The following is a 20,099-nucleotide window of genomic DNA, read 5'->3' on the forward strand; positions in this document are numbered from 1 at the left end:
AACAGACGGGCCAAAGGGGAACCGTCGAGGACACTCATGACAGATACCAAACACGAAGCGGATGTGGCGTTTATCAAGGCACTGGCCGAACTGCTGCGGGAAAACGACCTGACCGAGTTGCAGGTAAAGCGCGATTATGGCGAAGATGACAGCCTGAACGTACGCGTTAGCCGCATGTCACCCGTCGCCGCTCCGGTCCAGGTTGCGGTCCCGGCGGCCGCGCCAGCCGCAGCCCCGGCAGCCGCACCTGCAGCAGCTGAAGCACCCACAGCAAGTGACGATCCAGCCAGCCATCCGGGCGCTGTGACTTCGCCCATGGTCGGCACCGTGTACATGCAGCCCGAGCCGGGTGCGCCGTCCTTCATCTCCGTCGGTGCCAGTGTTTCCGAAGGCGACACGCTGCTGATCGTCGAAGCGATGAAAACCATGAACCACATCCACGCGCCAAAATCCGGCACTATCAAGCGTATTTTGGTGGGTGATGGCGATGCTGTGGAATTCGGCACTCCTCTGGTCATTGTTGAGTAAGGCGGCCCCATGTTCGACAAGATCCTGATTGCCAACCGAGGCGAGATCGCCCTGCGCGTCATCCGCGCCGCACGCGAGATGGGGATTAAGACAGTCGCCGTCCATTCAACCGCAGACAGTGACGCGATGCATGTACGCATGGCGGACGAATCGGTCTGCATCGGCCCCCCGCCCAGCCCACAAAGCTATCTGTCGGTGCCTGCGATCATCTCAGCCTGCGAGATCACTGGCGCTCAGGCGATCCACCCAGGCTACGGCTTTTTGTCTGAAAATGCCGAGTTTGTGCAGATCGTCGAAGATCACGACATCACCTTCATTGGACCCACCGCTGAGCATATCCGCGTGATGGGTGACAAGATCACCGCCAAGGACACGATGAAGGCCTTGGGCGTTCCCTGTGTGCCTGGTTCAGATGGTGGCGTGCCGGATCTGGCCGCAGCCAAGCGGATCGGTGAAGAATTCGGCTATCCTGTAATCATCAAGGCCACCGCCGGTGGCGGCGGACGCGGCATGAAAGTCGCGATGAGTGCGGATGAGATGGAAAGCGCCTTTATGACCGCGCGCGCCGAAGGCAAAGCCGCCTTTGGTAATGACGAGGTCTATATTGAGAAATACCTGACCACGCCGCGCCACATCGAGATTCAGGTCTTTGGCGATGGCAAGGGCCAAGCGGTTCATCTGGGCGAGCGCGACTGTTCCCTGCAGCGCCGCCACCAAAAGGTATTCGAAGAGGCACCCGGCCCCTGCATCACCCCCGAAGAACGCGCAAGGATCGGTAAGGTCTGTGCCGATGCGGTTGCCAAGATCAACTATATCGGTGCAGGTACGATCGAATTTCTGTACGAAAATGGCGACTTCTATTTCATCGAGATGAACACCCGCCTACAGGTCGAACACCCGGTCACTGAGGGCATCTTTGGCGTAGATCTGGTGCGCGAACAAATCCGCGTTGCCGCTGGTCAGCCAATGTCATTCGGTCAGGATGATCTGAAAATCAATGGTCACGCCATCGAGGTTCGGATCAACGCCGAGAAATTGCCAAACTTCTCGCCCTGCCCCGGAAAAATCTCGGCCTATCATGCGCCGGGCGGTTTGGGTGTGCGGATGGATTCAGCGTTGTATGACGGGTACACGATCCCGCCCTACTACGACTCACTGATCGCCAAACTGATCGTGCAGGGCCGCGACCGGCCCGAAGCACTGGCCCGTCTCGAACGCGCATTGGGTGAGTTGATCGTGGACGGAATCGACACGACGGTTCCCTTGTTCCACGCACTTCTGCAAGAAAGTGACGTCCAAAGCGGTGATTATAACATCCACTGGCTGGAGCACTGGCTTGCGGAGAATATGGCCGACTAACTCTGCTGGGTCGGAAGGTTATCGCTTTCCGACCCTGAGGCGCCTGGCATGAGCCTTTCCCCGGAATTACTGCTCCATGGATATTCCATCGGTATCTTCCCGATGGCTGAACATCGCGATGATCCGGACCTGTTCTGGGTTGATCCTAAGTTTCGCGGCATCTTCCCTCTGGACGGATTTCACATCTCACGCAGCTTGGCCCGCAGGATTCGGAACTGTGGGTACACGGTGTCAATCAACAGGGATTTTCCCGGAGTTGTTGATGGCTGCGCTGATCGCACGGATACCTGGATCAATCAGGAACTTCGCACCCTTTACCAAAAGCTGAACCAATCCGGTCACGCCCATTCACTGGAAATCTGGGACGGCCCGAATTTGGTTGGGGGCGTTTATGGCGTTACTCTTGGCGCTGCCTTCTTTGGCGAAAGCATGTTTTCCCGACGCAAGGATGCCTCAAAAATTGCACTGGCTTATTTGGTCGACCGGTTGCGGTCCTGCGGGTTCAAACTGTTCGATACACAGTTTTTAACCGCGCATCTCGCCTCGCTCGGTGCGATTGAGGTGCCACGGGCACAGTATCGGAACGCGCTGGAAGAGGCAGTGACTATTGCAGCAGATTTCTCTGCTGATCTCGATCAATCGCCGGATGGCGTGATACAGCGGATCACCCAGACGTCATAGCGCGAATGATCAAGCGCATTCAGGGCTGGCGAGGTGGCAATCATCCACCCATCAAAGAGCTGATCCGTTCCGCCTTGTTCCCAAATGGTCAGGTAGGCAAACGCGTCCCCTGTTGGGTTATCTGCAGGATAGCGGCAATCACCCAGTGCGACATCCAGCCCAAAGACTGTCTTGGATTGGCCGTTTTGCAGTTCGACATCAACGGTCTGGCCATTGACCTTATCCAGCCCTCTGAGCATTGCACCCGGTCCGGATTGAACCTTTTGCTGTGCCGCTACCCCAGAGGCTGCCAGTATTGCCGCGATCAGAGCATATCGCTTCATTCGCCGCCATCTCCGGCGACGAACTTAACCAAAAGCGAAATCAGGCTGACTGCGCCCTGTGTATCCTCGACCTGATCGCCCGGCTCAAAGTTAAAGAGCGATCCGCCTGGCATGACTTCTACAAAGTTACCACCCAGCAACCCTTCGGATGAGATCACGATAGCACTGTCATCGGGGACCAGAATTCCATCAGAAATCGCAAAAGTCGTGTCCGCCCGATAGGTTTCCGGGTTCAGGGCCACTCCTGTCACGGTGCCGATTTTGACCCCGGCAAGCCGCACGTCCGTTCCGACGCCGACGCCTTCGAGCGAGCGGAAAGAGGCGTTAAGCTCATAACCAGAACCGCCCTGGGACAGGCCTGTCGACTGGCTCGCATAGACGCCAAACGCTATTGCCCCGGCCAGGACGGCGCCTCCGACCAAAACTTCTGAAACTTTGTAAGATGACATTGCTCGCCTCGTCTTATTCCGGGTTCCAGGCCTCATAATCCGAACGCTCGACCGGATCCGGGCGGCGCAAAGACCCCGCCGGTGCATAAGCAAGCGCGGTTCCTGTCAGGTTTTCCTGATGCGGTTTTTCCCAGGATTTATGTGCCAGAGGTTTGTCGGTTGGCGGTTCGTCCCAGGTGCGGTGCAACCAACCGTGCCAATCGGGATCAACCCTGCTGGCCTCGGCCTCGCCGTTGAAGATCACCCAACGCCTGCTGTCATCCGCGGTACGATAAAACATATTGCCTTCATTATCTTCACCGACTTTCACGCCTTTGCGCGCGGTGTAAATCTGGGTGTTCAGGGTGGCCCCGTTCCACCAGGTCACGGCGCGCAAAAGACTGTTCAGGATTCCCATCGGCTGCCTCCGGCATTTTTGTCTCTGCAGATATGGACCAAAGGTCCGCCAAGGTCCAGTGCTAGGGTAACGTTGCGCATCAATCCGGCAAAACTGCGGTCACTTCAATCTCGATGCGGTCCTCTGGCGTGATCAGGTTGCATTCGGTCACTGTCGCCGCTGGCGGGTTTTCACCAAATGCCTCAACCAGCAAGGGCCAGCACAGTTCGAATTCCGACATGTCCGGAAGGTAGTAGTTTACCCGAACCACATGCGCCAAATTTGATCCAGCCTCATCCAAGGCCTTTTCAATCGCCTGCAGAGCGGATTTGCACTGTCCGACGATATCATTGGGAATGATTTTGCCTTGTGCGCAGGTTCCGGCAACAAAGACAAAACCGTTTGCAACCACTGCCCGGCAATAGCCGACTTTGGCCTCATATTGGCCGCCCGAGGAAATTCGCCTTATCGTCATCCTGCCCTCCCAAACACAAAATGGCGCGGGATCACCGCGCCATCTGTTGTAATTCAAATTCAGTGATTACCCGGCCGAAGCTGATTCCGCCGCATCCGCATAGATGATCAGCGGCTGCTTGTCCGAGGATACAGCCTCTTCATTGACGACAACTTCGGTCACGTTCTTCATGCCAGGCAATTCGAACATCGTGTCCAGAAGGATGTCTTCAAGGATCGAGCGCAGCCCGCGTGCACCGGTCTTCCGTTCAATGGCGCGTTTGGCGATAGCCTTGAGCGCATCGTCGGTAAAGCCCAGCTCGGCATCTTCCAGTTCGAACAGACGCTGATACTGTTTGACCAGCGCGTTCTTGGGTTTGGTCAGAATGGTGACCAGCGCATCCTCGTCGAGATCTTCAAGCGTGGCCAGAACTGGCAGACGTCCGACAAATTCCGGGATCAGACCGAATTTCAGCAGGTCTTCAGGCTCCAGCTCTTTGAAAATCTCACCCACGCCGCGGTCATCATTGTCCCGCACATCGGCACCAAAGCCCATGGCCGAGCCTTTGCCGCGCTGTGCGATAATTCTATCCAGACCCGCAAAGGCACCACCGCAGATGAACAGGATATTCGTCGTGTCCACTTGCAGGAATTCCTGCTGCGGATGCTTGCGTCCACCTTGCGGCGGAACACTGGCGACTGTGCCTTCCATCAGCTTCAGCAGCGCCTGCTGCACGCCCTCGCCCGACACGTCGCGCGTAATCGAGGGATTCTCGGATTTGCGCGTGATCTTGTCGACCTCATCGATGTAAACGATGCCGCGCTGCGCACGTTCGACATTGTATTCGCTGGCCTGCAACAACTTGAGGATGATATTTTCGACATCCTCGCCCACATAACCGGCTTCGGTCAGCGTGGTCGCATCGGCCATGGTAAAGGGCACATCCAGAATGCGCGCCAGAGTTTGCGCCAACAACGTCTTGCCGCAGCCTGTCGGGCCGATCAACAGGATGTTGGATTTGGCCAGCTCGATATCGCTGCCGGCCTTCTGAGAGTGATTCAATCGTTTATAGTGGTTGTGAACCGCCACTGACAGAACCCGCTTGGCCGTAGCCTGACCGATCACATAATCGTCCAGAACTTCGCAGATGTCTTTCGGCGTCGGCACTCCGTCAGAAGATTTCAGCCCGTTGGCTTTCGTCTCTTCGCGGATGATGTCCATACACAGCTCGACGCATTCATCACAGATGAACACGGTCGGACCTGCAATCAGCTTACGCACCTCATGCTGGCTTTTGCCACAGAAGCTGCAGTAGAGCGTGTTTTTGCCGTCACCGCCTGAATTCGTCGCCATGATCTACCTTTCGGGCTCCATCCTATGCCCCTTGCGGGGCCGCGCTTGCGCCTGTTCGTGCAGCTTAGGCCAGCACTGTGGCGGCTACAATCTCAAAATACCCCCCGTATCGGCGACACGAGGGGTCTGGGCTTAGCCCTCTTCGCCGCTCATCTTGGCGCGGTTTTCAACGATCTCGTCGATGTGACCCCATTCCTTAGCCTCTTCCGGGCTCATGAAGTTGTCACGGTCCAGCGCCTTTTCAACAGCCTTTTTGGTCTGTCCAGTATGGCGTACATAGATATCATACAGGCGATCCTTCAGCTTTTGCGTCTCAGCTGCGTGGATCATGATATCGCTTGCCTGCCCCTGATATCCGCCACTGGGCTGGTGCACCATGATGCGGCTGTTCGGCAGGGAAAAGCGCATGCCCTTCTCACCACCGGCCAGCAGAACCGACCCCATCGAGGCCGCTTGACCGATCACCAATGTGGAACATTTCGGTTTGATATACTGCATTGTGTCGTAAATCGACAAACCGCTGGTGACCACGCCACCCGGCGAGTTGATGTAGATCGAGATTTCCTTGTTCGGGTTCTCCGCCTCAAGGTGCAGCAGCTGAGCAACCACAAGATGGCTCATCCCGTCGTGGATCGGGCCGTTGATAAAGATGATCCGCTCTTTCAGAAGGCGCGAGAAGATATCATATGCGCGCTCACCCCTGCTGGTCTGCTCAACGACCATTGGGACAAGCGTGTTCATGTATGTGTCAACGGGATCGAACATAAGAAACCTGCCTGCTTTGCTATGGATCGGGACACTACCCGAAAATCTGTTACCTGAGTCTTAGTATCGCCACAGTGGGGCTGCAAGGGGTGCAGGAAACTTCATGCCCTGCAAATGCAAATAGATATTCAGCGGTGACTAAAGCGATACGCTCTTCAAAGTCGAAATCTGCGTCGAACTCTCACAAGTTCCCCTTTTCCCCTCACCTCATTTTGATTCATGCATATGAGAGTAAATGTTCATAACTAGCTGACTTGCGACCTTCTCCAGGCAGCAACACAAACAGGCGCCCAAAGTGTGGGCTGGTAAGGAAACAGAGGATGGCCCTTCCACAACTTTCACAGGAAACATCTCCGGAAAATTTCGACAAAATGGTTGAGAACGCAACGCATGCTGCAAATTTTCTCAAGGCCATCAGCCACGAAGGGCGTCTCATGATCCTGTGCCACCTGGTATCGGGAGAAAAGTCAGTAACAGAACTGGAAGAGCTGCTTTCGGCGCGGCAAGCCGCTGTTTCGCAACAACTGTCGCGGTTGCGACTTGAAGGGTTGGTGACGCCTCGCCGCGAAGGCAAGGCGATCTTTTATAGACTTGCCGATGAACGGCCACGCCGGATGTTAGAGGTTGTCTACGAACTCTTTTGCAACGAAGAATAAGAGCAATCCGCTGTCCCGGCTACTTACGACTTACTTTTGGAACAGTCTTGATAGCCGGCGGACATGGCCATTAGCAAACTATCATAGTGCGAAATTCCCGTGTCAAAACTCACGCCTACGGGATCCAATTCAAAGATCGTGGCCCCGGTTCCTTCGATCGCTGTCCGCACCAGCCTTTTGTCAAATTGCGGCTCGGAAAAGGCACAAACAATTCCTTCATGCTCAACCTTTTCACGCAAAGCCGCCAATCGCGCCGGCCCGGGAGAGGACGCATCGCCAAGACTGACTGCGCCGGATGACTCCAGCCCAAATCGCTTTTCGAAATACTGATAGGCATCATGAAACGTTATGAATGACAGCGTCTGCATATCTGTCAGATCTGTCATAATTTTTTCTTTCAGTTCAACCAGTTCCCGATCAGCGGTCGCCGCGTTCTGCTGATAAGCATCGGCGTTTTCAGGGTCCGCCTCTGAGAGCGTTGCGGCAATTACCTGAACCCAGATACGTGCATTTTCGGGATCCAGCCAGGCGTGGGGGTCAACCCCTTCGTGATCATGGCCATGGTCGTCTGCATGGCCCGCATGGTCGTCGTGATCGTCATGACCCGCATGATCGTCGTGATCCGCGTGATCGTCGTGGCCATCATGATCCGCACGGTCATCATGGTCATCATGGTCATCATGATCGGTCGCATCCCGGAATTCATAGAGAATTGTTCCATCCGCATCCAACAAAGAGACATGCAGCGCATCCGGCGACAGCGCGCCCAAGGGTTTAACCAGCCAAGGGGTCAGCTCTTCTCCAGTCCAGAATACGATCTCGGCGGATTGCAAAGACCGCGCCTCAGAAGGCCGCATCGCGTGATCATGCGGAGACGCGCCGGGTGGAATGATCAAGCTGGGCTCACCCACGCCGTCCATCACCCGGGCGACCAGCGAATGGACAGGCGCAATATCGACGGCCACGCTTGGCGCCTCGGCGATTGCCTGGCCCGCAAACGCAAGTGAGCACACATATAGTGTAGATCGGAACATTTTCCCTCCAAATTGATATGTTATTACATTCGTTGGGTGCTTGTTAATCCGGACGTTATTACATATCAAGTTCAAAATCATTGGAGCCCCGTCATGAGCACCGTTGGATTCAGACAACACGATCACGCCCACTGCGTTCACACTGCGCTGTCTCAGGCCGAAAACAAGTGCAGAACAAAGCGCCTGCAATTCACCACTGTCCGACGCCGTGTTCTTGAGATCCTGTTGGAAAAGCACCGGGCAATGGGCGCATATGACATTCTGGCTGTGCTAGCTGCAGAAGGGCTCGGGTCGCAACCTCCGGTCGCGTATCGTGCACTGGATTTCCTTGTGCAAAACGGGTTCGTGCATCGTATCGAGCAACTGAATGCCTATACAGCCTGCGCCCACCCGACCCATGACCATGTCCCCGCGTTTCTGATCTGCAGGTCCTGCAAAGCGGTGGCTGAAACGGAAACCGAGCTGACACAGGGCCGATTGGGCGCTGCGGCGAACACCTCGGGGTTTCAAATCGAACGAGTAGTGGTCGAGGCCGAGGGCCTATGTCCCGAATGTGTAGGGTCGGCGGCATGAATACCCCCGTTATTTCATTGAAAAACATGTCCATTCGGATCGACGGCCGCACGATCCTTGAACATGTGAATGCGGCAGTTTCCGAAGCAGAGATCGTGACCATTGTGGGGCCCAACGGATCTGGTAAGTCGACTCTTTTACGGGCGATCATTGGGGCCATTACCCCATCAGAAGGCCAGGTAAGCCGCGCACCCGGCCTGCGCATCGGTTATGTCCCGCAAAAACTGGCTTTGGACGCCGCTTTACCGATGACCGTGCAACGTTTCCTGGGCTTACCCAAACGGATCTCGGCCCGCAAAGCGCTGGATGCACTAGAACGAGCGGGCGTCCCGGATCTGCGCAACCGGCAAATGACCCAGCTTTCGGGCGGTCAATTTCAACGAGTTCTGCTGGCGCGCGCACTCCTTGATGATCCTCAGGTCTTGCTTTTGGATGAAGCGACGCAAGGCCTGGACCAACCGGGTGCAGCTGCCTTCTATCAACGCATTGAGCAGGTCAGACGCGACCTTGGTTGCGCGATCGTGATGGTCAGTCACGATCTGCACGTTGTCATGGCGGCCTCGGACCGGGTGCTGTGCCTGAACGGGCATATCTGTTGTGAAGGGTCACCTCATACCGTCGCAGACGCGCCCGAATACCGGGCTCTGTTTGGCAGCGGAACCAAGGGCATGATGGCCCTCTACCAACATCAACACAGCCATTTGCACGACCATGACCACCACCACGACCAGGAAACAACCAACTGATGTTAGACGATTTTATGGTCCGCGCCGCGCTGGCTGGTATCGGCGTTGCACTCGCGGCGGCCCCATTGGGGTGCTTTGTGGTATGGCGCCGGATGGCTTATCTGGGCGAGGCCACAGCGCACGCGGCTGTTCTGGGTGTGGCGCTGTCTCTGGCGTTTTCGCTTCCGATGCTACCGTCGATAGTGGCGGCTGCGCTTGCCATGGGGCTTACCGTCACGCTTTTACGCGGCAAGGGGCTGGCGATGGACACGCTGCTCGGCGTTATCGCGCATACCGCACTGGCCGCCGGGCTGGTCACTGTCGCCTTGCTGTCCGACGTCCGGCTGGATCTGAATGCTTTTCTGTTTGGTGACATCCTGGCCGTCACCAAGGGCGATCTGGCGACCATTTGGGGCGGCGGCGCATTGATCCTGGCGGTCATGATCTGGCGCTGGTCGGCCCTGCTTGTGGCCACCCTGAACCCGGACATGGCCTATGCCTCGGGCATTGACCCAAAGCGCGAGGAAATGTGGCTGACGCTGACCATGGCTCTGGCCGTTGCCGTGGCAATCAAAGTGGTAGGGGTTCTGTTGATTGCCGCCCTGCTCGTCATCCCGGCAGCCGGCGCGCGGTCTTTGGTGAAAACACCTGAAAATATGGCGTTCGGGGCCGCCATCATCGGATCAGCTGCCGCCCTTGTCGGGCTGTGCGGTGCGTATCTTGCCGACACTCCGGCCGGGCCGAGCATCGTCTGCGCCGCAGCTGTGATCTTTCTGGTAACCGCCGCCATCGGGCCGCTTTTTCGTAAAGAATAGATTGCCGGTTCAAAACTCTGGTTCACCATTAGCAAAACTGATACGAAAATCGGGATTTATACAAAAGGAGAGACCTATGATCCGAGCCGCACTTATTGGACTGGCCCTTTGCACACTCGCCGCATGTGAAACCGCTAAAGGCGCCGGTAAAGATATTGAAAAAGCAGGTGACGCAATTCAGGGCGCAGCCACCGAGGTTCAGGAAAACATCTGATTCTTTTCGGAATGTAGCGATCAAGATCGGGCGACATACAAGATATGGTTGCCCTCTGCACCCACACCCGCTATCCTTGCGGACACAGGTGCATAGACGCGGCATTGCATTTCTGACACGATCACGGGGTTCTTGCTTAAACGCAAGAACCCCGTTCCCCTTTTAGGGGGAATTAAATCGCTGCCTGTATGAATCCGGGGCCCGGAAAAAGGAAAAGGCGTCAGGTGCGCAGACGCGGTCTTTGCACGTGCCCAAAGGACACCCCTGACGCCTTACCGGTTCGACACGCCCGAGGGACGTCCCGATCCAGTTGCTTTGTCCCCCTAAGGGGCCACAGCCGCTGAACAGAGCCCGAGGGCCCCGCACAGCACGCATTAACCTTCTGAGAGCTTGATCACCTGTTTCAAACTTGACGCCCAAATCAGCGGATCACGCACCGGTAAGTCTTTGCAGTAGAAAAAAATCCTAAGATTTCCCTTTACCGCAGCGACCCCCTTGGCCTTTGCGTCCCACCCAGGATCCTAAGAACCTCTGCGGTAACCTGACTGTTACATCGCGGTCATAATCGGGCAAGAAAATAGCACTGCAGCATAAAAAATAGTCGGGGATAAACTGTTGATATCTCGCTGGAGAGTGATGTGGATAACTCTAGATTTTACGTTCTTGCGCAGAGTTGCGATTGGACAAGTGAAATTGCGTGCTTGGCCCGGGATTTTGGACTCTTTCTGCAGGCGCAAACGGGCTGCACGACCCTTCTGGGGGTTTTGGTGAGCGATTGCGCCGATCCGATCCCTGATATTTCGAATCAAACCCGCCTTGAACGGGTCGCTCTTTGGCCACGGCCTCCGAGGACCGAGGCATTTTCTGACCAATCAGGGCCACCTGCCCGCATTTTGCGCTGAAAGCCTGTTCTGAATTTGAGAAGCGCTCCGACCCGGTTGGGTTACCTACTAAGCGCTGCGGCAATTCGCAGCCAGTACCCCCTAAATTCCAACCGGACCAGAGACGCTTCAGTTCACCTGGAGACCAGAGACGAGCCCGGAACTCGTTCGATCGCGCAGGCTACGCAAATTCAAAATTACATACAGCCCAAGGATCTTGCGCCAGCCCACGCAGCCAACCTAAATGAAGGGGCATTTACCGCTTCGATAGTTGAATTTGCTGTCACTGGCTCACCTCCTGTGCTGGGCCTTTCGCTGGCCTTTTATACAGATTGGGTGGCTGAGGGCCGGTTGCAACTTACCTAAAGGAAGCTTCATGAAGGCTTTAAAAAAGCCTAACCAGATTGTCGCGCTTAGGCCCAGGCCAGCGCGGTGCCGATCACGACCAGGGAAATGCCAAACACTTCGCGATGCGAGAAGTTTTCGCCAAACAGAAAGAATGAGGCGATGGCGATCAGAACGACCTCGGCCCCCAGAATGCCAGTATAGATTATGCCCAACCGTTCGTCGCGCAGCGCGGCGAGTTCGAGCGTCGCCCCGGCCAGCAGGGTCGCGACGATCAGCAGGCCAAGCCCCAGGCCTGGGATTTTCCACCAGAACTTCATCGCGACCATGGCAACAGAATAGAGACCCGCTGACCCGAGGGCAATGAAGGGGATCATGGATGTGGACATCTGCGCCTCCTGCTAGGGTTCCGCAGGGTAAACTCTAGCAGGCCAGCCGGGATGCGGCTGTGAGGTTGGTCACAATGGGTCGAACAGGCCTTATCCCGCGATCTTTCGGGTCACCAGATACGAAACCGGAAACGCCGCAATAAAGCCAGCTCCGGCAGCGATCAGGATAGGGTATAGCGTCGTATACCCCATCGACAGAACCGCAATGACAGCGGACCCGGCAAAGGTGGAACCAAGGAAGATATGTACGATCAACATCAGGGGAAGCATGGGGGCCTCATATCAGGGACTCAGGTTCCGCTGATCCTAGGATCGAGCACGCCTGCGGTCTTTGATCTGGGTCAGGGTGAGCGGCGTCTTGGAATTCGTCCAGTGGAGTGAGAAAGCTCCCCGGAAAACATCCGGGGGATGGTTTCACTTTCGAACGGGCGGAGCCGTCAGGCCCGAACGGGCGGAGCCCTGCGGCGTCCCACGCAGCGCTACGGATGATCAACAGAAGTGAAGGCCGCGACCGACCCGAGGGGAGGCGCAAACGCGCCGCCCGTTTTGCCGGAGGCAAACCTCGGTTTGACGGGGGCGGGTCGGCGCGGCCCGGCGGTGTCGCCGGGCGCGTGGGTTGAATATTTCGCGTAATATCTTGAATCTATTCGAAGAAACCTGAATGATCATTGATCAAATTTGAACAACCCATGTCATGAAAGTCAAAATCCTGCATCCGGTAGTGTCCCGGACCGCGCCGAACCCAAGTTGCAATGTGCTTTCTAGCTATGTCGTCATTGTACTCAGAGACGCCCATATTCGTTCCAAAAAACTCACAATCAACCCCCTTCTCCGGCTTTAGGTAATCCATGTTCAGCCCGAGGAATGAGAACCCTAAAAAGAAAATCGAGTTAGCTTCAACCAAACGCTCGTGTACTCTTGCACGCACATCTTCATCGCCACCTTCCGTAAATACGCGGAGAGATGATGCAGCGTTCAAAATGTCCTGAACATGACTAAGCTGCCCGTAGCCGGATTTTGAGAGGCTGGGATGAAGCTCACCAAGAGAACCATACGGATGGAGAACTCTCAAGTTTTCATCGCAGAACTTTTGGGCCTCATCACCCGTAAGATCAAACGCAGTTTGAACAGCTAAGAAGAAGAAGCGATAAATTACTCTATCATAGTTAAAGGAAACAAATGTTGTTCTCTTTAGCTTGTCTGCCAAACCCTCAATACTTCCAACCGTGCACAGCGCGCTAAACAACGCCCCGAGCCACGTCTGAGAAGTTTTTGCGAAACTAAAGCGCTCGTATGTATTCTGGGGCTCAAAAAATAGCTTTGACTGTTGTTCTGCGGCGAGAAGCTCCCTAGCGATCAGTACTTTTCCGAGTTTGACACGGACTTGGTTAGACGCATGAACATGAAGGTAATTGTCGATTGAAGGAAACAACAGCACGCCATTCGAAACCTGCTGCAGTTCAAAATCAATATCTGCCTCTTTATGCTCGGCACCTATTCTCCAAACAGCCTCTCTAAGGTTATTGTCGCCGCCTACGAGCCTTGCACCTCTAGAAAAGTTGTCCGGCTTTGAACTCTTAGAGATTCGTTTTTTCAAGGTTTCGCCGACGGGAAGCCCGAATTCGTAACTCGCCCCAGCTCCAACAATAAATACAATTTGGGTGTCACTATCCATTTTAGAAGAGCGCTTTCTTTTTATCGTTTCATCCAAAATCCAAAATATAAAAATGCTACTCTGCGTGGGCACGCAGTTGGCTGCGCCAACCGCTTTCGCCCACCCGCCTTAAAAATGGCCAGCTTTTAGCTGTCCATTTTTAAGGCGCTAATAAACGCCTCCTGAGGGATATCGACCTTCCCGAACTGGCGCATCTTCTTCTTACCCGCCTTCTGCTTATCCAGCAGTTTGCGTTTCCGCGTGGCGTCGCCTCCGTAGCATTTGGCGGTCACGTCCTTGCGCAGCGCCGAGAGGGTCTCGCGGGCGATGACCTTGCCTCCGATGGCGGCCTGGATCGGGATTTTGAACATGTGGCGCGGGATCAGGTCCTTGAGCTTTTCGCACATCGCCCGGCCCCGCATCTCGGCCCGGTCACGGTGAACCATGGTCGACAGCGCGTCGACCGGCTCGTCATTCACCAGCACCGACATCTTGACCAGCGCGTCTTCGGTATAGCCGGTCATCTGATAGTCAAACGAGGCATAGCCTTTGGTCACCGATTTCAGGCGGTCGTAGAAGTCAAAGACGACCTCATTCAGCGGCAGGTCATAGACGACCATCGCGCGGCTGCCCGCATAGGTCAGGTCCATCTGGATGCCACGGCGGTCCTGGCACAGTTTCAGCACGTCGCCCAGGAATTCGTCCGGCACAAGGATGGTCGCCTTGATGCGCGGCTCTTCGATATGGTCGACCTTTGAGGGGTCGGGCATGTCGGCGGGGTTGTGCAGCTCGATCATTTCGCCGTCTTTCATGAAGACGTGATAGATCACCGAAGGCGCGGTGGTGATCAGCTCGATATCATACTCGCGCTCAATCCGGTCGCGAATGACCTCAAGGTGCAGCAGGCCAAGGAAGCCGCAACGGAAGCCAAAGCCCAGCGCGGCAGAGGTTTCCATTTCAAAGCTGAAGCTGGCGTCATTCAGCGCCAGTTTGTCGATCGCGTCGCGCAGGTCTTCGAATTCGGAACTGTCGACGGGGAAGAGGCCACAGAACACCACCGGCTGCGCGGGTTTAAAGCCGTCCAGCGCGATTTCTGCGCCATTGCGGTCATTGGTGATCGTGTCACCGACGCGGGTGTCGCGGACCTGTTTGATCGAGGCTGTGAGAAAGCCGATCTCACCGGGGCCGAGGCTGTCGACCATCTCCATCTCAGGCCGGAAAACGCCGACGCGGTCGACATGGTGCAGGGTGTTGTTCGACATGAACTTGACGCGCATGCCCTTTTTCAGGGTGCCGTCCATGATGCGGACAAGAACGATGACGCCGAGATAGGCGTCGTACCAGCTATCGACCAGCATCGCCTTGAGCGGTGCATCCAGATTACCCTTGGGGGCCGGCAGATGGGTGACGATGGCCTCCAACGTCTCATGGATGCCCTGCCCGGTCTTGGCGCTGACCTGAATCGCCTCAGACGCGTCGATGCCGATCACATCCTCGATCTGTTCGGCCACGCGGTCGCAATCGGACGCAGGCAGGTCGATCTTGTTCAACACCGGCACGATGTCATGATCGGCGTCGATGGCTTGATACACGTTGGCCAGCGTCTGCGCCTCGACCCCTTGGGTCGAGTCCACAACCAGCAGCGAGCCTTCGACCGCGCGCATCGACCGGCTGACCTCATAGGCAAAGTCCACGTGGCCGGGGGTGTCGATCAGGTTCAGCACGTACTGCTCGCCATTGTCAGCGGTATAGTCGATGCGGACCGTGTTGGCCTTGATGGTGATGCCGCGCTCGCGCTCGATATCCATGCTGTCGAGCAGCTGTTCCTTCATGTCACGATCCTTGACCGTACCGGTCTCTTGGATGAGCCGGTCAGCAAGGGTGGATTTGCCATGGTCGATATGCGCGACGATGGAGAAATTGCGGATGTGAGCGAGGTCTGTCATGGGTTGGGGATATGCGTCGGAAATGGGCTGCGGTCAAGGTAGGACGAGACCCGACGAAACCCTTTAGTTGCTAGGCTTCGATCCGATCAGACCAGCCCATTTCTAACCAGTTCAGCATTCATCCAATGCGTCTCACTTTGCACATGACCTTCACGTACGTACTTCGCGAGATGAGTGGGCATGTTTTCTTCCTCGAATGCTGCTGTTGTGCGAACGACAAACCCCTCTTGTGTGTCTAGATCTAGGGCTGCAATTACATCAGCGACGACCTGAGCTGAGAGCCGTCCCCGATACAGTTCGGAAACAGGGCTGATTCCAAGTTTTGTAAAGCGTGACAGCGTCGCATCCCATGGCTGAACGACGCCAGCTTTGATCCACGCGAATCCCAAAAAATAAGTCGGCAATTCCAAATACGCGATGGAATGACGTGCGAATAGATATTCGCCAACAATGCGCTCATCCTAAGTAAGTTGCGGTGCGATACCAGCTGCGAAAGCCTTCACCCAGTCTCGCGACGGGTGATATCTTGCGTCGATGCTGCGAGGGTGGCAGCCTTGGCTGTGAATTGTCGTATTCTCGCCGTCCATCTTTTCGGTAAAGACGACTTCGTCCGCTGATGCCAACTCATCAACACTCGACATGATCTTGTCATCGCTTGTAGCACCGGGAGATTGCGGCAAGTGGAATGTACGCCCGTATTTCTTTAGCATTTTGGTCTCACGATATAGTTCTAAGCGAAGTCAGGCCAGAAAACGCGACATCAATTATGTGCGCAATCACTTTTTCGCAGCACATGATTGATCCGAAATCCACTTTGATTCATACTCCGCCACAGACCAAGAGGGGCATCAGACCCGTCCGGGCAGGCAAAAACGAGGCAAGAGCATGAAACAGTTCCTCCTAATCGCATTTTGTGCGGCATCGCTGACGGCGATGGCTCCGGCACCCAGCGAGGCTGCGCAGATCAAACGGGCGTGTCTGGCGTCTGATCGGTCGGCGGCGACGCGGGCGCGGTGCAGCTGCATTCAGCGCGTCGCGGATCAGGCGTTGACGCGTGGTGATCAGAAGACCGTCGCCAAGTGGTTCACCGACCCCCATCAGGCGCAGGAGTTGAAGATGTCGCAGACTTCGCGCGATGATGCGCTGTGGGATCGGTATAAGAACTTTGGCCAGATGGCGCAGGCAATCTGCAACTAAGCCGGTCACGCTGCTTGACCTGATGCGCACTGCACCTCAGATATGGCGCAGCGAAAGGTGTATCAGATGGTAATGAAAGGGCTGACCCTGCGGGGCCTTGAGGTGTTCGAGGCTTTGGCGCGGACAGGATCGGTGGCACAGGCCGCCGAGATCACGGGGCTCAGCCAGCCGTCGGTTTCTCAGCAGTTGCGCAATCTGGAAAAGGCATTGGGCACTGATCTGGTCGATCACGGGCGACGACCAATGCGTTTAACGCAAGCCGGCCGCAGCTTTCTGGCGCGGGCCGAGGTCGTGCTGGCCGAACTGCAAATGGCCCAAAGCGAACTGACCGTGATGGATCTGGGGCATCTGACCACCCTCTCCATCGGTTTGATAGACGATTTCGACAACGATCTGACCCCGCGGCTGGCGACTTTGCTGGCCGACAGCCTGACCCGGTCGAAATTCAAACTGATCACGTTGCCCAGCCTAAACCTGTTCGCCGAGCTAGAGGCGCAGAGGCTGCATATGGCTGTATCCGCGCATTCCGGAGAGGTCCTGAAGGGTGTGATTGAATACCCTCTGGTTCAGGACCCTTTCATTCTGGTGACCCCAAAGGGTGTGGGGAATTCAATACAGGACCTGCCCTTTCTGCGATACGCCCGAGATCAGCTGATCAGCCGCCAGATCGAGGCGCATCTGGCGCGCCAGCAAATGGAGTTCGAGGAACGGTTTGAAATCGGCTCGCACCAGGCGCTGATGGCAATGGTCGCACAGGGGCTTGGCTGGGCGATCACAACACCACTGGGATATATGCGTGCGACCCGGTTTCATGACGGGATGGAGGCGCATCCGGTCCCGTTCGGTGACTTCGCCCGCACAATTTCGCTGTTCACCCGCTCTGACTGGTCGGACCAAGTACCCAAAGAGGTTGCAGACATGATCCGACGGCTGATGCGGACCCAGATTGTTGATCCGGCAGTCGCGCAGGTGCCGTGGCTGGGCGGGCAGTTGAAGGTGATGAGTTAGTGTAGGGCACCGCAGATATTGGAAGCATAATTACCAACGCGCCGTGTGTTTCTGCCACCATCTTCATACAGAACTGAACTAGGGTTAGCTTTGCGAACCGAAGCAACCGCTCGACGAATCTCTGCTACAGCAATCGCAAACCTGTGATAGCAAATTGGAATGGCAACGATATCAACACAGACGAGACCAACTATTCCCTATCCGCTTGCGGTTGCGGGCGTTCTTTTCGCCTCAATTTGTTTCGGGTTGGTTCCCTTTTTTAGCCGAGGGCTGACCGAGCAAGGCGTCGCGCCTTATGCCGTCGCGTTCTATCGCTACATCGTTACGGCAATTCTGCTGCTGCCTGTTCTTATTATACACCGAAACGCTTGGCGCGAGATTGCTTGGGGGCTTTCGGCAGGCGCTGTAATGGGCCTTGGATGGATTGGATATGTGACGGCGCTGGAGACATTACCCGCATCGACTGTGGGCGTTCTCTATATGACCTATCCGGTTTTCACGCTGATCATTGCCTGGGCTTTGTTCGCCGATACTCCCACAAGGCGCGCATTGTTCGCCTCGGGCCTCATTACGTTGGCGGCACTCATTGCAGGATCGCCCGCATCCGTTCCTATACAGCACATACCAACGCTTCTGATGTCGCTAGCAGCCCCAATCGGGTTCGGCTTCGGAATATGTGTCTTGGTTCACAGGTTGTCCCGCATCGCACCGCTTGCGCGCATTGCTTCGGTTTCCTTGGGATCGGTTCTCGGGCTGTTGCCGCTGATGTTGAACGCCGATGTTGCCAAGTTGCTCCCGCAGGGGCATTCCGACTGGATTTTGATCGTCGGAATTGGCCTGGTCACAGCGCTTGTGCCACAGCTCATTTATACGATCTGCTCGCCGTTGATCGGCGCTTCTCAAACTGCGGTCGTCGGCAGCATTGAATTGCCGACGATGTTTGCTGTGGGCTTTCTTGCCTTTGGCGAAGCAATCACAACACCACAGGCCGTAGCCTGCGCTTTGGTTTTGGGTGCGATTGCAATCACCAGAAGCCGGACGACACGCACCTTATCCACTGTGATTGCGAAAGAACCAAACAGGTGAGCTTGGCCCCGATGCAGGCGTCGATTGATTTTACACCTGAATGTCGAAGACATCAAAGCATCTACAACTAAGCCCTCAGATGTGCGTCAAGACCTGCGACGGCCTTTTCGATCAAATCCAGCGTGCCCTCGAAATCACGGGTGTAATACGGATCGGGCACATGATCCGCGCCTGTCTCAGTAGCGAAATCAGTCAGCAAGCGAACCGGAGTTTTGTTGCCACGGGGACGCAAGTTTTCGATATTGGTAAGGTTCTCTGCATCCATTCCGATGATCAGATCAAAGCGGTCAAAATCTTCGGCCACGAATTTGCGCGCGCGCAGATCGCTGATGTCGATACTACGGGCATGAGCAGCCTGCTGCATTGGGCCATAAGGCGGGTCTCCGATGTGCCAGCCAGAGGTTCCGGCGCTGTCGGTGGCATGATGCGGCGCACGGGCGCGAAAGGCACCTTCGGCGGCCGGAGACCGGCAGATATTGCCCAAACAGACGAAAAGGATACGGTGTGTCATACAACCGGGTGTAACGCGTGAGGCGGAAATGGAAAAGATCGTCATTCTGACCGGTGCCGGGATTTCCGCCGAAAGCGGGCTGGGCACATTCCGCGACGAAGGAGGTCTGTGGGCGCAGCACAGGATCGAGGATGTCGCCACGCCCGATGGCTTTGCCCGCAATCCGGCGGTGGTGCAAAAGTTCTACAACGCGCGCCGTGTGCAGGCTGCACAGGCGCAACCCAATCCGGCCCATACCGCGCTGACCCATCTGCAACGCAACTGGCCCGGCGAGGTTATCATCGTGACCCAGAATGTCGACGGCCTCCACGAAGCCGCAGGATCCGAGAATGTGATCCATATGCACGGCACCCTCGCTGGGGCCTTATGCACCACCTGCGATCACCGCTGGGTCGCCCCGCCCGAGATGTCGGTGGGTGAACCCTGCCCCGCCTGCGGTGGCCCAACCGCCCGACCCGATGTTGTATGGTTCGGTGAGATGCCCTATTTTATGGACCTGATCTACGATCACCTGGCCAATGCTGCAATCTTCGCTTCAATCGGCACCTCGGGTCAGGTCTACCCCGCCGCAGCATTTGTGCACGAGGCGACAATGTCAGGCGCACGAACCGTCGAGTTGAACCTGGATCCGTCATCCGGCGCCTCGAGTTTCGATCAGGTGATACTTGGCCCTGCATCCGAAACCGTGCCACGCTGGGTTCAAAAGCTGCTGCGCGAATCTTAGCCCGCCAGACCGGCACCAAAATTATTGATACGACAATCGAAATAAGAGGCTCC

General features: G+C 56.0%; 25 protein-coding genes and 1 pseudogene. 13 read left to right on the forward strand and 13 right to left on the reverse strand.

What is annotated here, in order from left to right; translation table 11 throughout:
- Positions 1-36: 36 nt before the first annotated feature.
- From accB to aat, 3 genes are read left to right on the forward strand one after another with little or no spacing between them, the layout of a single operon-like run.
- A complete protein-coding gene (gene accB / locus AC2FHW_RS15845) occupies positions 37-528 on the forward strand; it encodes an acetyl-CoA carboxylase biotin carboxyl carrier protein (protein ID WP_142638133.1) in 492 nt (163 codons plus the stop codon).
- Positions 529-537: 9 nt separating this feature from the next.
- Positions 538-1,887: an acetyl-CoA carboxylase biotin carboxylase subunit gene (gene accC / locus AC2FHW_RS15850; RefSeq protein ID WP_271950374.1), complete on the forward strand. Its 1,350-nt coding sequence runs from the start codon at positions 538-540 to the stop codon at positions 1,885-1,887.
- 48 nt (positions 1,888-1,935) lie between these two features.
- Positions 1,936-2,568 carry a leucyl/phenylalanyl-tRNA--protein transferase gene (gene aat / locus AC2FHW_RS15855; protein WP_142638129.1) on the forward strand — a complete coding sequence of 211 codons (633 nt, stop codon included), beginning with the start codon at positions 1,936-1,938 and terminating at the stop codon, positions 2,566-2,568.
- Here the strand turns inward: aat and AC2FHW_RS15860 are convergent.
- The 6 genes from AC2FHW_RS15860 to AC2FHW_RS15885 form a co-directional block, all read right to left on the reverse strand.
- Positions 2,523-2,891, reverse strand: coding sequence for a DUF2155 domain-containing protein (locus AC2FHW_RS15860; RefSeq protein WP_142638127.1), 369 nt, complete (start codon positions 2,889-2,891; stop codon positions 2,523-2,525). The genes aat and AC2FHW_RS15860 overlap by 46 nt on opposite strands.
- A complete protein-coding gene (mlaD, locus tag AC2FHW_RS15865) occupies positions 2,888-3,340 on the reverse strand; it encodes an outer membrane lipid asymmetry maintenance protein MlaD (RefSeq protein ID WP_496703388.1) in 453 nt (150 codons plus the stop codon). Before mlaD ends, AC2FHW_RS15860 begins: the two co-directional genes overlap by 4 nt.
- 13 nt (positions 3,341-3,353) lie before the next feature.
- Entirely contained in the window at positions 3,354-3,737 is a 384-nt protein-coding gene (locus tag AC2FHW_RS15870; protein WP_271950379.1) for an NADH:ubiquinone oxidoreductase subunit NDUFA12, read from the reverse strand.
- A gap of 79 nt (positions 3,738-3,816) precedes the next feature.
- Positions 3,817-4,191 (reverse strand): Rid family hydrolase, encoded by a 375-nt coding sequence (locus tag AC2FHW_RS15875; protein ID WP_271950381.1) that lies wholly within the window; start codon positions 4,189-4,191, stop codon positions 3,817-3,819.
- Between the two features lie 66 nt (positions 4,192-4,257).
- On the reverse strand, positions 4,258-5,523 hold the full coding sequence (gene clpX / locus AC2FHW_RS15880; RefSeq protein WP_496678359.1) for an ATP-dependent Clp protease ATP-binding subunit ClpX: 1,266 nt from the start codon (positions 5,521-5,523) through the stop codon (positions 4,258-4,260).
- Between the two features lie 132 nt (positions 5,524-5,655).
- Positions 5,656-6,288, reverse strand: a complete 633-nt coding sequence (locus AC2FHW_RS15885; protein WP_142638117.1) for an ATP-dependent Clp protease proteolytic subunit — start codon at positions 6,286-6,288, stop codon at positions 5,656-5,658.
- Positions 6,289-6,608: 320 nt separating this feature from the next.
- On the opposite strand from AC2FHW_RS15885, the gene AC2FHW_RS15890 reads away from it, so the two are divergent.
- Positions 6,609-6,944 (forward strand): ArsR/SmtB family transcription factor, encoded by a 336-nt coding sequence (locus AC2FHW_RS15890; RefSeq protein ID WP_142638116.1) that lies wholly within the window; start codon positions 6,609-6,611, stop codon positions 6,942-6,944.
- A gap of 23 nt (positions 6,945-6,967) precedes the next feature.
- Here the strand turns inward: AC2FHW_RS15890 and AC2FHW_RS15895 are convergent, their stop codons facing one another.
- The gene (locus AC2FHW_RS15895) at positions 6,968-7,978 is read right to left on the reverse strand and encodes a zinc ABC transporter substrate-binding protein (RefSeq protein WP_496822210.1); all 1,011 of its coding nucleotides are present in this window, start codon (positions 7,976-7,978) and stop codon (positions 6,968-6,970) included.
- Between the two features lie 93 nt (positions 7,979-8,071).
- Here AC2FHW_RS15895 and AC2FHW_RS15900 point away from each other — a divergent pair, with 93 nt between their 5' ends.
- From AC2FHW_RS15900 to AC2FHW_RS15915, 4 genes are all read left to right on the forward strand, one after another.
- Complete coding sequence (locus tag AC2FHW_RS15900) at positions 8,072-8,551, forward strand: Fur family transcriptional regulator (protein WP_142638114.1); 480 nt, start codon at positions 8,072-8,074, stop codon at positions 8,549-8,551.
- Positions 8,548-9,297, forward strand: a complete 750-nt coding sequence (locus AC2FHW_RS15905) for a metal ABC transporter ATP-binding protein (protein WP_496822212.1) — start codon at positions 8,548-8,550, stop codon at positions 9,295-9,297. The genes AC2FHW_RS15900 and AC2FHW_RS15905 overlap by 4 nt, the downstream gene beginning before the upstream one ends.
- On the forward strand, positions 9,297-10,091 hold the full coding sequence (locus AC2FHW_RS15910; RefSeq protein WP_496822213.1) for a metal ABC transporter permease: 795 nt from the start codon (positions 9,297-9,299) through the stop codon (positions 10,089-10,091). Before AC2FHW_RS15905 ends, AC2FHW_RS15910 begins: the two co-directional genes overlap by 1 nt.
- A 76-nt stretch (positions 10,092-10,167) precedes the next feature.
- Positions 10,168-10,305, forward strand: a complete 138-nt coding sequence (locus AC2FHW_RS15915; protein WP_142638111.1) for an entericidin A/B family lipoprotein — start codon at positions 10,168-10,170, stop codon at positions 10,303-10,305.
- Positions 10,306-11,599: 1,294 nt separating this feature from the next.
- Here the strand turns inward: AC2FHW_RS15915 and AC2FHW_RS15920 are convergent.
- Both AC2FHW_RS15920 and AC2FHW_RS15925 read right to left on the reverse strand, forming a co-directional pair.
- The gene (locus tag AC2FHW_RS15920; protein ID WP_142638110.1) at positions 11,600-11,920 is read right to left on the reverse strand and encodes a hypothetical protein; all 321 of its coding nucleotides are present in this window, start codon (positions 11,918-11,920) and stop codon (positions 11,600-11,602) included.
- 90 nt (positions 11,921-12,010) lie between these two features.
- Positions 12,011-12,190: a CTP synthetase gene (locus AC2FHW_RS15925; protein ID WP_142638109.1), complete on the reverse strand. Its 180-nt coding sequence runs from the start codon at positions 12,188-12,190 to the stop codon at positions 12,011-12,013.
- Positions 12,191-12,405: 215 nt separating this feature from the next.
- Between AC2FHW_RS15925 and AC2FHW_RS15930 the strand changes: the two genes are divergently transcribed.
- Positions 12,406-12,540, forward strand: coding sequence for a hypothetical protein (locus tag AC2FHW_RS15930; protein WP_496822215.1), 135 nt, complete (start codon positions 12,406-12,408; stop codon positions 12,538-12,540).
- 23 nt (positions 12,541-12,563) lie between these two features.
- Here the strand turns inward: AC2FHW_RS15930 and AC2FHW_RS15935 are convergent, their stop codons facing one another.
- From AC2FHW_RS15935 to AC2FHW_RS15945, 3 genes and pseudogenes are all read right to left on the reverse strand, one after another.
- The gene (locus AC2FHW_RS15935) at positions 12,564-13,595 is read right to left on the reverse strand and encodes a hypothetical protein (RefSeq protein WP_496822217.1); all 1,032 of its coding nucleotides are present in this window, start codon (positions 13,593-13,595) and stop codon (positions 12,564-12,566) included.
- Between the two features lie 125 nt (positions 13,596-13,720).
- On the reverse strand, positions 13,721-15,520 hold the full coding sequence (gene lepA / locus AC2FHW_RS15940) for a translation elongation factor 4 (protein ID WP_142638105.1): 1,800 nt from the start codon (positions 15,518-15,520) through the stop codon (positions 13,721-13,723).
- 86 nt (positions 15,521-15,606) lie between these two features.
- A pseudogene (locus tag AC2FHW_RS15945) lies at positions 15,607-16,230 on the reverse strand (RNA ligase family protein).
- A 175-nt stretch (positions 16,231-16,405) separates the two neighbouring features.
- Here AC2FHW_RS15945 and AC2FHW_RS15950 point away from each other — a divergent pair.
- The 3 genes from AC2FHW_RS15950 (at position 16,406) to AC2FHW_RS15960 (ending at position 18,811) form a co-directional block, all read left to right on the forward strand.
- Entirely contained in the window at positions 16,406-16,717 is a 312-nt protein-coding gene (locus AC2FHW_RS15950; RefSeq protein WP_142638101.1) for a hypothetical protein, read from the forward strand.
- A gap of 66 nt (positions 16,718-16,783) precedes the next feature.
- Positions 16,784-17,725 (forward strand): LysR family transcriptional regulator, encoded by a 942-nt coding sequence (locus AC2FHW_RS15955; RefSeq protein WP_142638210.1) that lies wholly within the window; start codon positions 16,784-16,786, stop codon positions 17,723-17,725.
- 159 nt (positions 17,726-17,884) lie between these two features.
- A complete protein-coding gene (locus AC2FHW_RS15960) occupies positions 17,885-18,811 on the forward strand; it encodes a DMT family transporter (protein WP_271950397.1) in 927 nt (308 codons plus the stop codon).
- 67 nt (positions 18,812-18,878) lie between these two features.
- On the opposite strand, the gene AC2FHW_RS15965 is transcribed toward AC2FHW_RS15960, so the two are convergent.
- Positions 18,879-19,322, reverse strand: coding sequence for a low molecular weight protein-tyrosine-phosphatase (locus tag AC2FHW_RS15965; RefSeq protein WP_142638096.1), 444 nt, complete (start codon positions 19,320-19,322; stop codon positions 18,879-18,881).
- A 28-nt stretch (positions 19,323-19,350) separates the two neighbouring features.
- On the opposite strand from AC2FHW_RS15965, the gene AC2FHW_RS15970 reads away from it, so the two are divergent.
- Positions 19,351-20,046 carry an NAD-dependent deacylase gene (locus tag AC2FHW_RS15970; protein WP_271950400.1) on the forward strand — a complete coding sequence of 232 codons (696 nt, stop codon included), beginning with the start codon at positions 19,351-19,353 and terminating at the stop codon, positions 20,044-20,046.
- Positions 20,047-20,099: the final 53 nt, after the last annotated feature.

This window comes from Ruegeria sp. YTSA108, from assembly GCF_059610185.1.

What these genes read in the sequence shown, in the direction of transcription:
- aat (WP_142638129.1), top strand. Translation starts at nt 1,936, where the DNA reads ATGAGCCTTTCCCCGGAATTACTGCTCCATGGATATTCCATCGGTATC.
- AC2FHW_RS15935 (WP_496822217.1), bottom strand. Translation starts at nt 13,595, where the DNA reads ATGGATAGTGACACCCAAATTGTATTTATTGTTGGAGCTGGGGCGAGT.
- accB (WP_142638133.1), top strand. Translation starts at nt 37, where the DNA reads ATGACAGATACCAAACACGAAGCGGATGTGGCGTTTATCAAGGCACTG.
- AC2FHW_RS15950 (WP_142638101.1), top strand. Translation starts at nt 16,406, where the DNA reads ATGAAACAGTTCCTCCTAATCGCATTTTGTGCGGCATCGCTGACGGCG.
- AC2FHW_RS15925 (WP_142638109.1), bottom strand. Translation starts at nt 12,190, where the DNA reads ATGCTTCCCCTGATGTTGATCGTACATATCTTCCTTGGTTCCACCTTT.
- AC2FHW_RS15860 (WP_142638127.1), bottom strand. Translation starts at nt 2,891, where the DNA reads ATGAAGCGATATGCTCTGATCGCGGCAATACTGGCAGCCTCTGGGGTA.
- AC2FHW_RS15875 (WP_271950381.1), bottom strand. Translation starts at nt 4,191, where the DNA reads ATGACGATAAGGCGAATTTCCTCGGGCGGCCAATATGAGGCCAAAGTC.
- mlaD (WP_496703388.1), bottom strand. Translation starts at nt 3,340, where the DNA reads ATGTCATCTTACAAAGTTTCAGAAGTTTTGGTCGGAGGCGCCGTCCTG.
- clpX (WP_496678359.1), bottom strand. Translation starts at nt 5,523, where the DNA reads ATGGCGACGAATTCAGGCGGTGACGGCAAAAACACGCTCTACTGCAGC.
- AC2FHW_RS15870 (WP_271950379.1), bottom strand. Translation starts at nt 3,737, where the DNA reads ATGGGAATCCTGAACAGTCTTTTGCGCGCCGTGACCTGGTGGAACGGG.
- AC2FHW_RS15910 (WP_496822213.1), top strand. Translation starts at nt 9,297, where the DNA reads ATGTTAGACGATTTTATGGTCCGCGCCGCGCTGGCTGGTATCGGCGTT.
- lepA (WP_142638105.1), bottom strand. Translation starts at nt 15,520, where the DNA reads ATGACAGACCTCGCTCACATCCGCAATTTCTCCATCGTCGCGCATATC.
- AC2FHW_RS15920 (WP_142638110.1), bottom strand. Translation starts at nt 11,920, where the DNA reads ATGTCCACATCCATGATCCCCTTCATTGCCCTCGGGTCAGCGGGTCTC.
- AC2FHW_RS15905 (WP_496822212.1), top strand. Translation starts at nt 8,548, where the DNA reads ATGAATACCCCCGTTATTTCATTGAAAAACATGTCCATTCGGATCGAC.
- AC2FHW_RS15890 (WP_142638116.1), top strand. Translation starts at nt 6,609, where the DNA reads ATGGCCCTTCCACAACTTTCACAGGAAACATCTCCGGAAAATTTCGAC.
- AC2FHW_RS15895 (WP_496822210.1), bottom strand. Translation starts at nt 7,978, where the DNA reads ATGTTCCGATCTACACTATATGTGTGCTCACTTGCGTTTGCGGGCCAG.
- AC2FHW_RS15930 (WP_496822215.1), top strand. Translation starts at nt 12,406, where the DNA reads ATGATCAACAGAAGTGAAGGCCGCGACCGACCCGAGGGGAGGCGCAAA.
- AC2FHW_RS15885 (WP_142638117.1), bottom strand. Translation starts at nt 6,288, where the DNA reads ATGTTCGATCCCGTTGACACATACATGAACACGCTTGTCCCAATGGTC.
- AC2FHW_RS15900 (WP_142638114.1), top strand. Translation starts at nt 8,072, where the DNA reads ATGAGCACCGTTGGATTCAGACAACACGATCACGCCCACTGCGTTCAC.
- AC2FHW_RS15915 (WP_142638111.1), top strand. Translation starts at nt 10,168, where the DNA reads ATGATCCGAGCCGCACTTATTGGACTGGCCCTTTGCACACTCGCCGCA.
- AC2FHW_RS15965 (WP_142638096.1), bottom strand. Translation starts at nt 19,322, where the DNA reads ATGACACACCGTATCCTTTTCGTCTGTTTGGGCAATATCTGCCGGTCT.
- AC2FHW_RS15955 (WP_142638210.1), top strand. Translation starts at nt 16,784, where the DNA reads ATGGTAATGAAAGGGCTGACCCTGCGGGGCCTTGAGGTGTTCGAGGCT.
- AC2FHW_RS15970 (WP_271950400.1), top strand. Translation starts at nt 19,351, where the DNA reads ATGGAAAAGATCGTCATTCTGACCGGTGCCGGGATTTCCGCCGAAAGC.
- AC2FHW_RS15960 (WP_271950397.1), top strand. Translation starts at nt 17,885, where the DNA reads ATGGCAACGATATCAACACAGACGAGACCAACTATTCCCTATCCGCTT.
- accC (WP_271950374.1), top strand. Translation starts at nt 538, where the DNA reads ATGTTCGACAAGATCCTGATTGCCAACCGAGGCGAGATCGCCCTGCGC.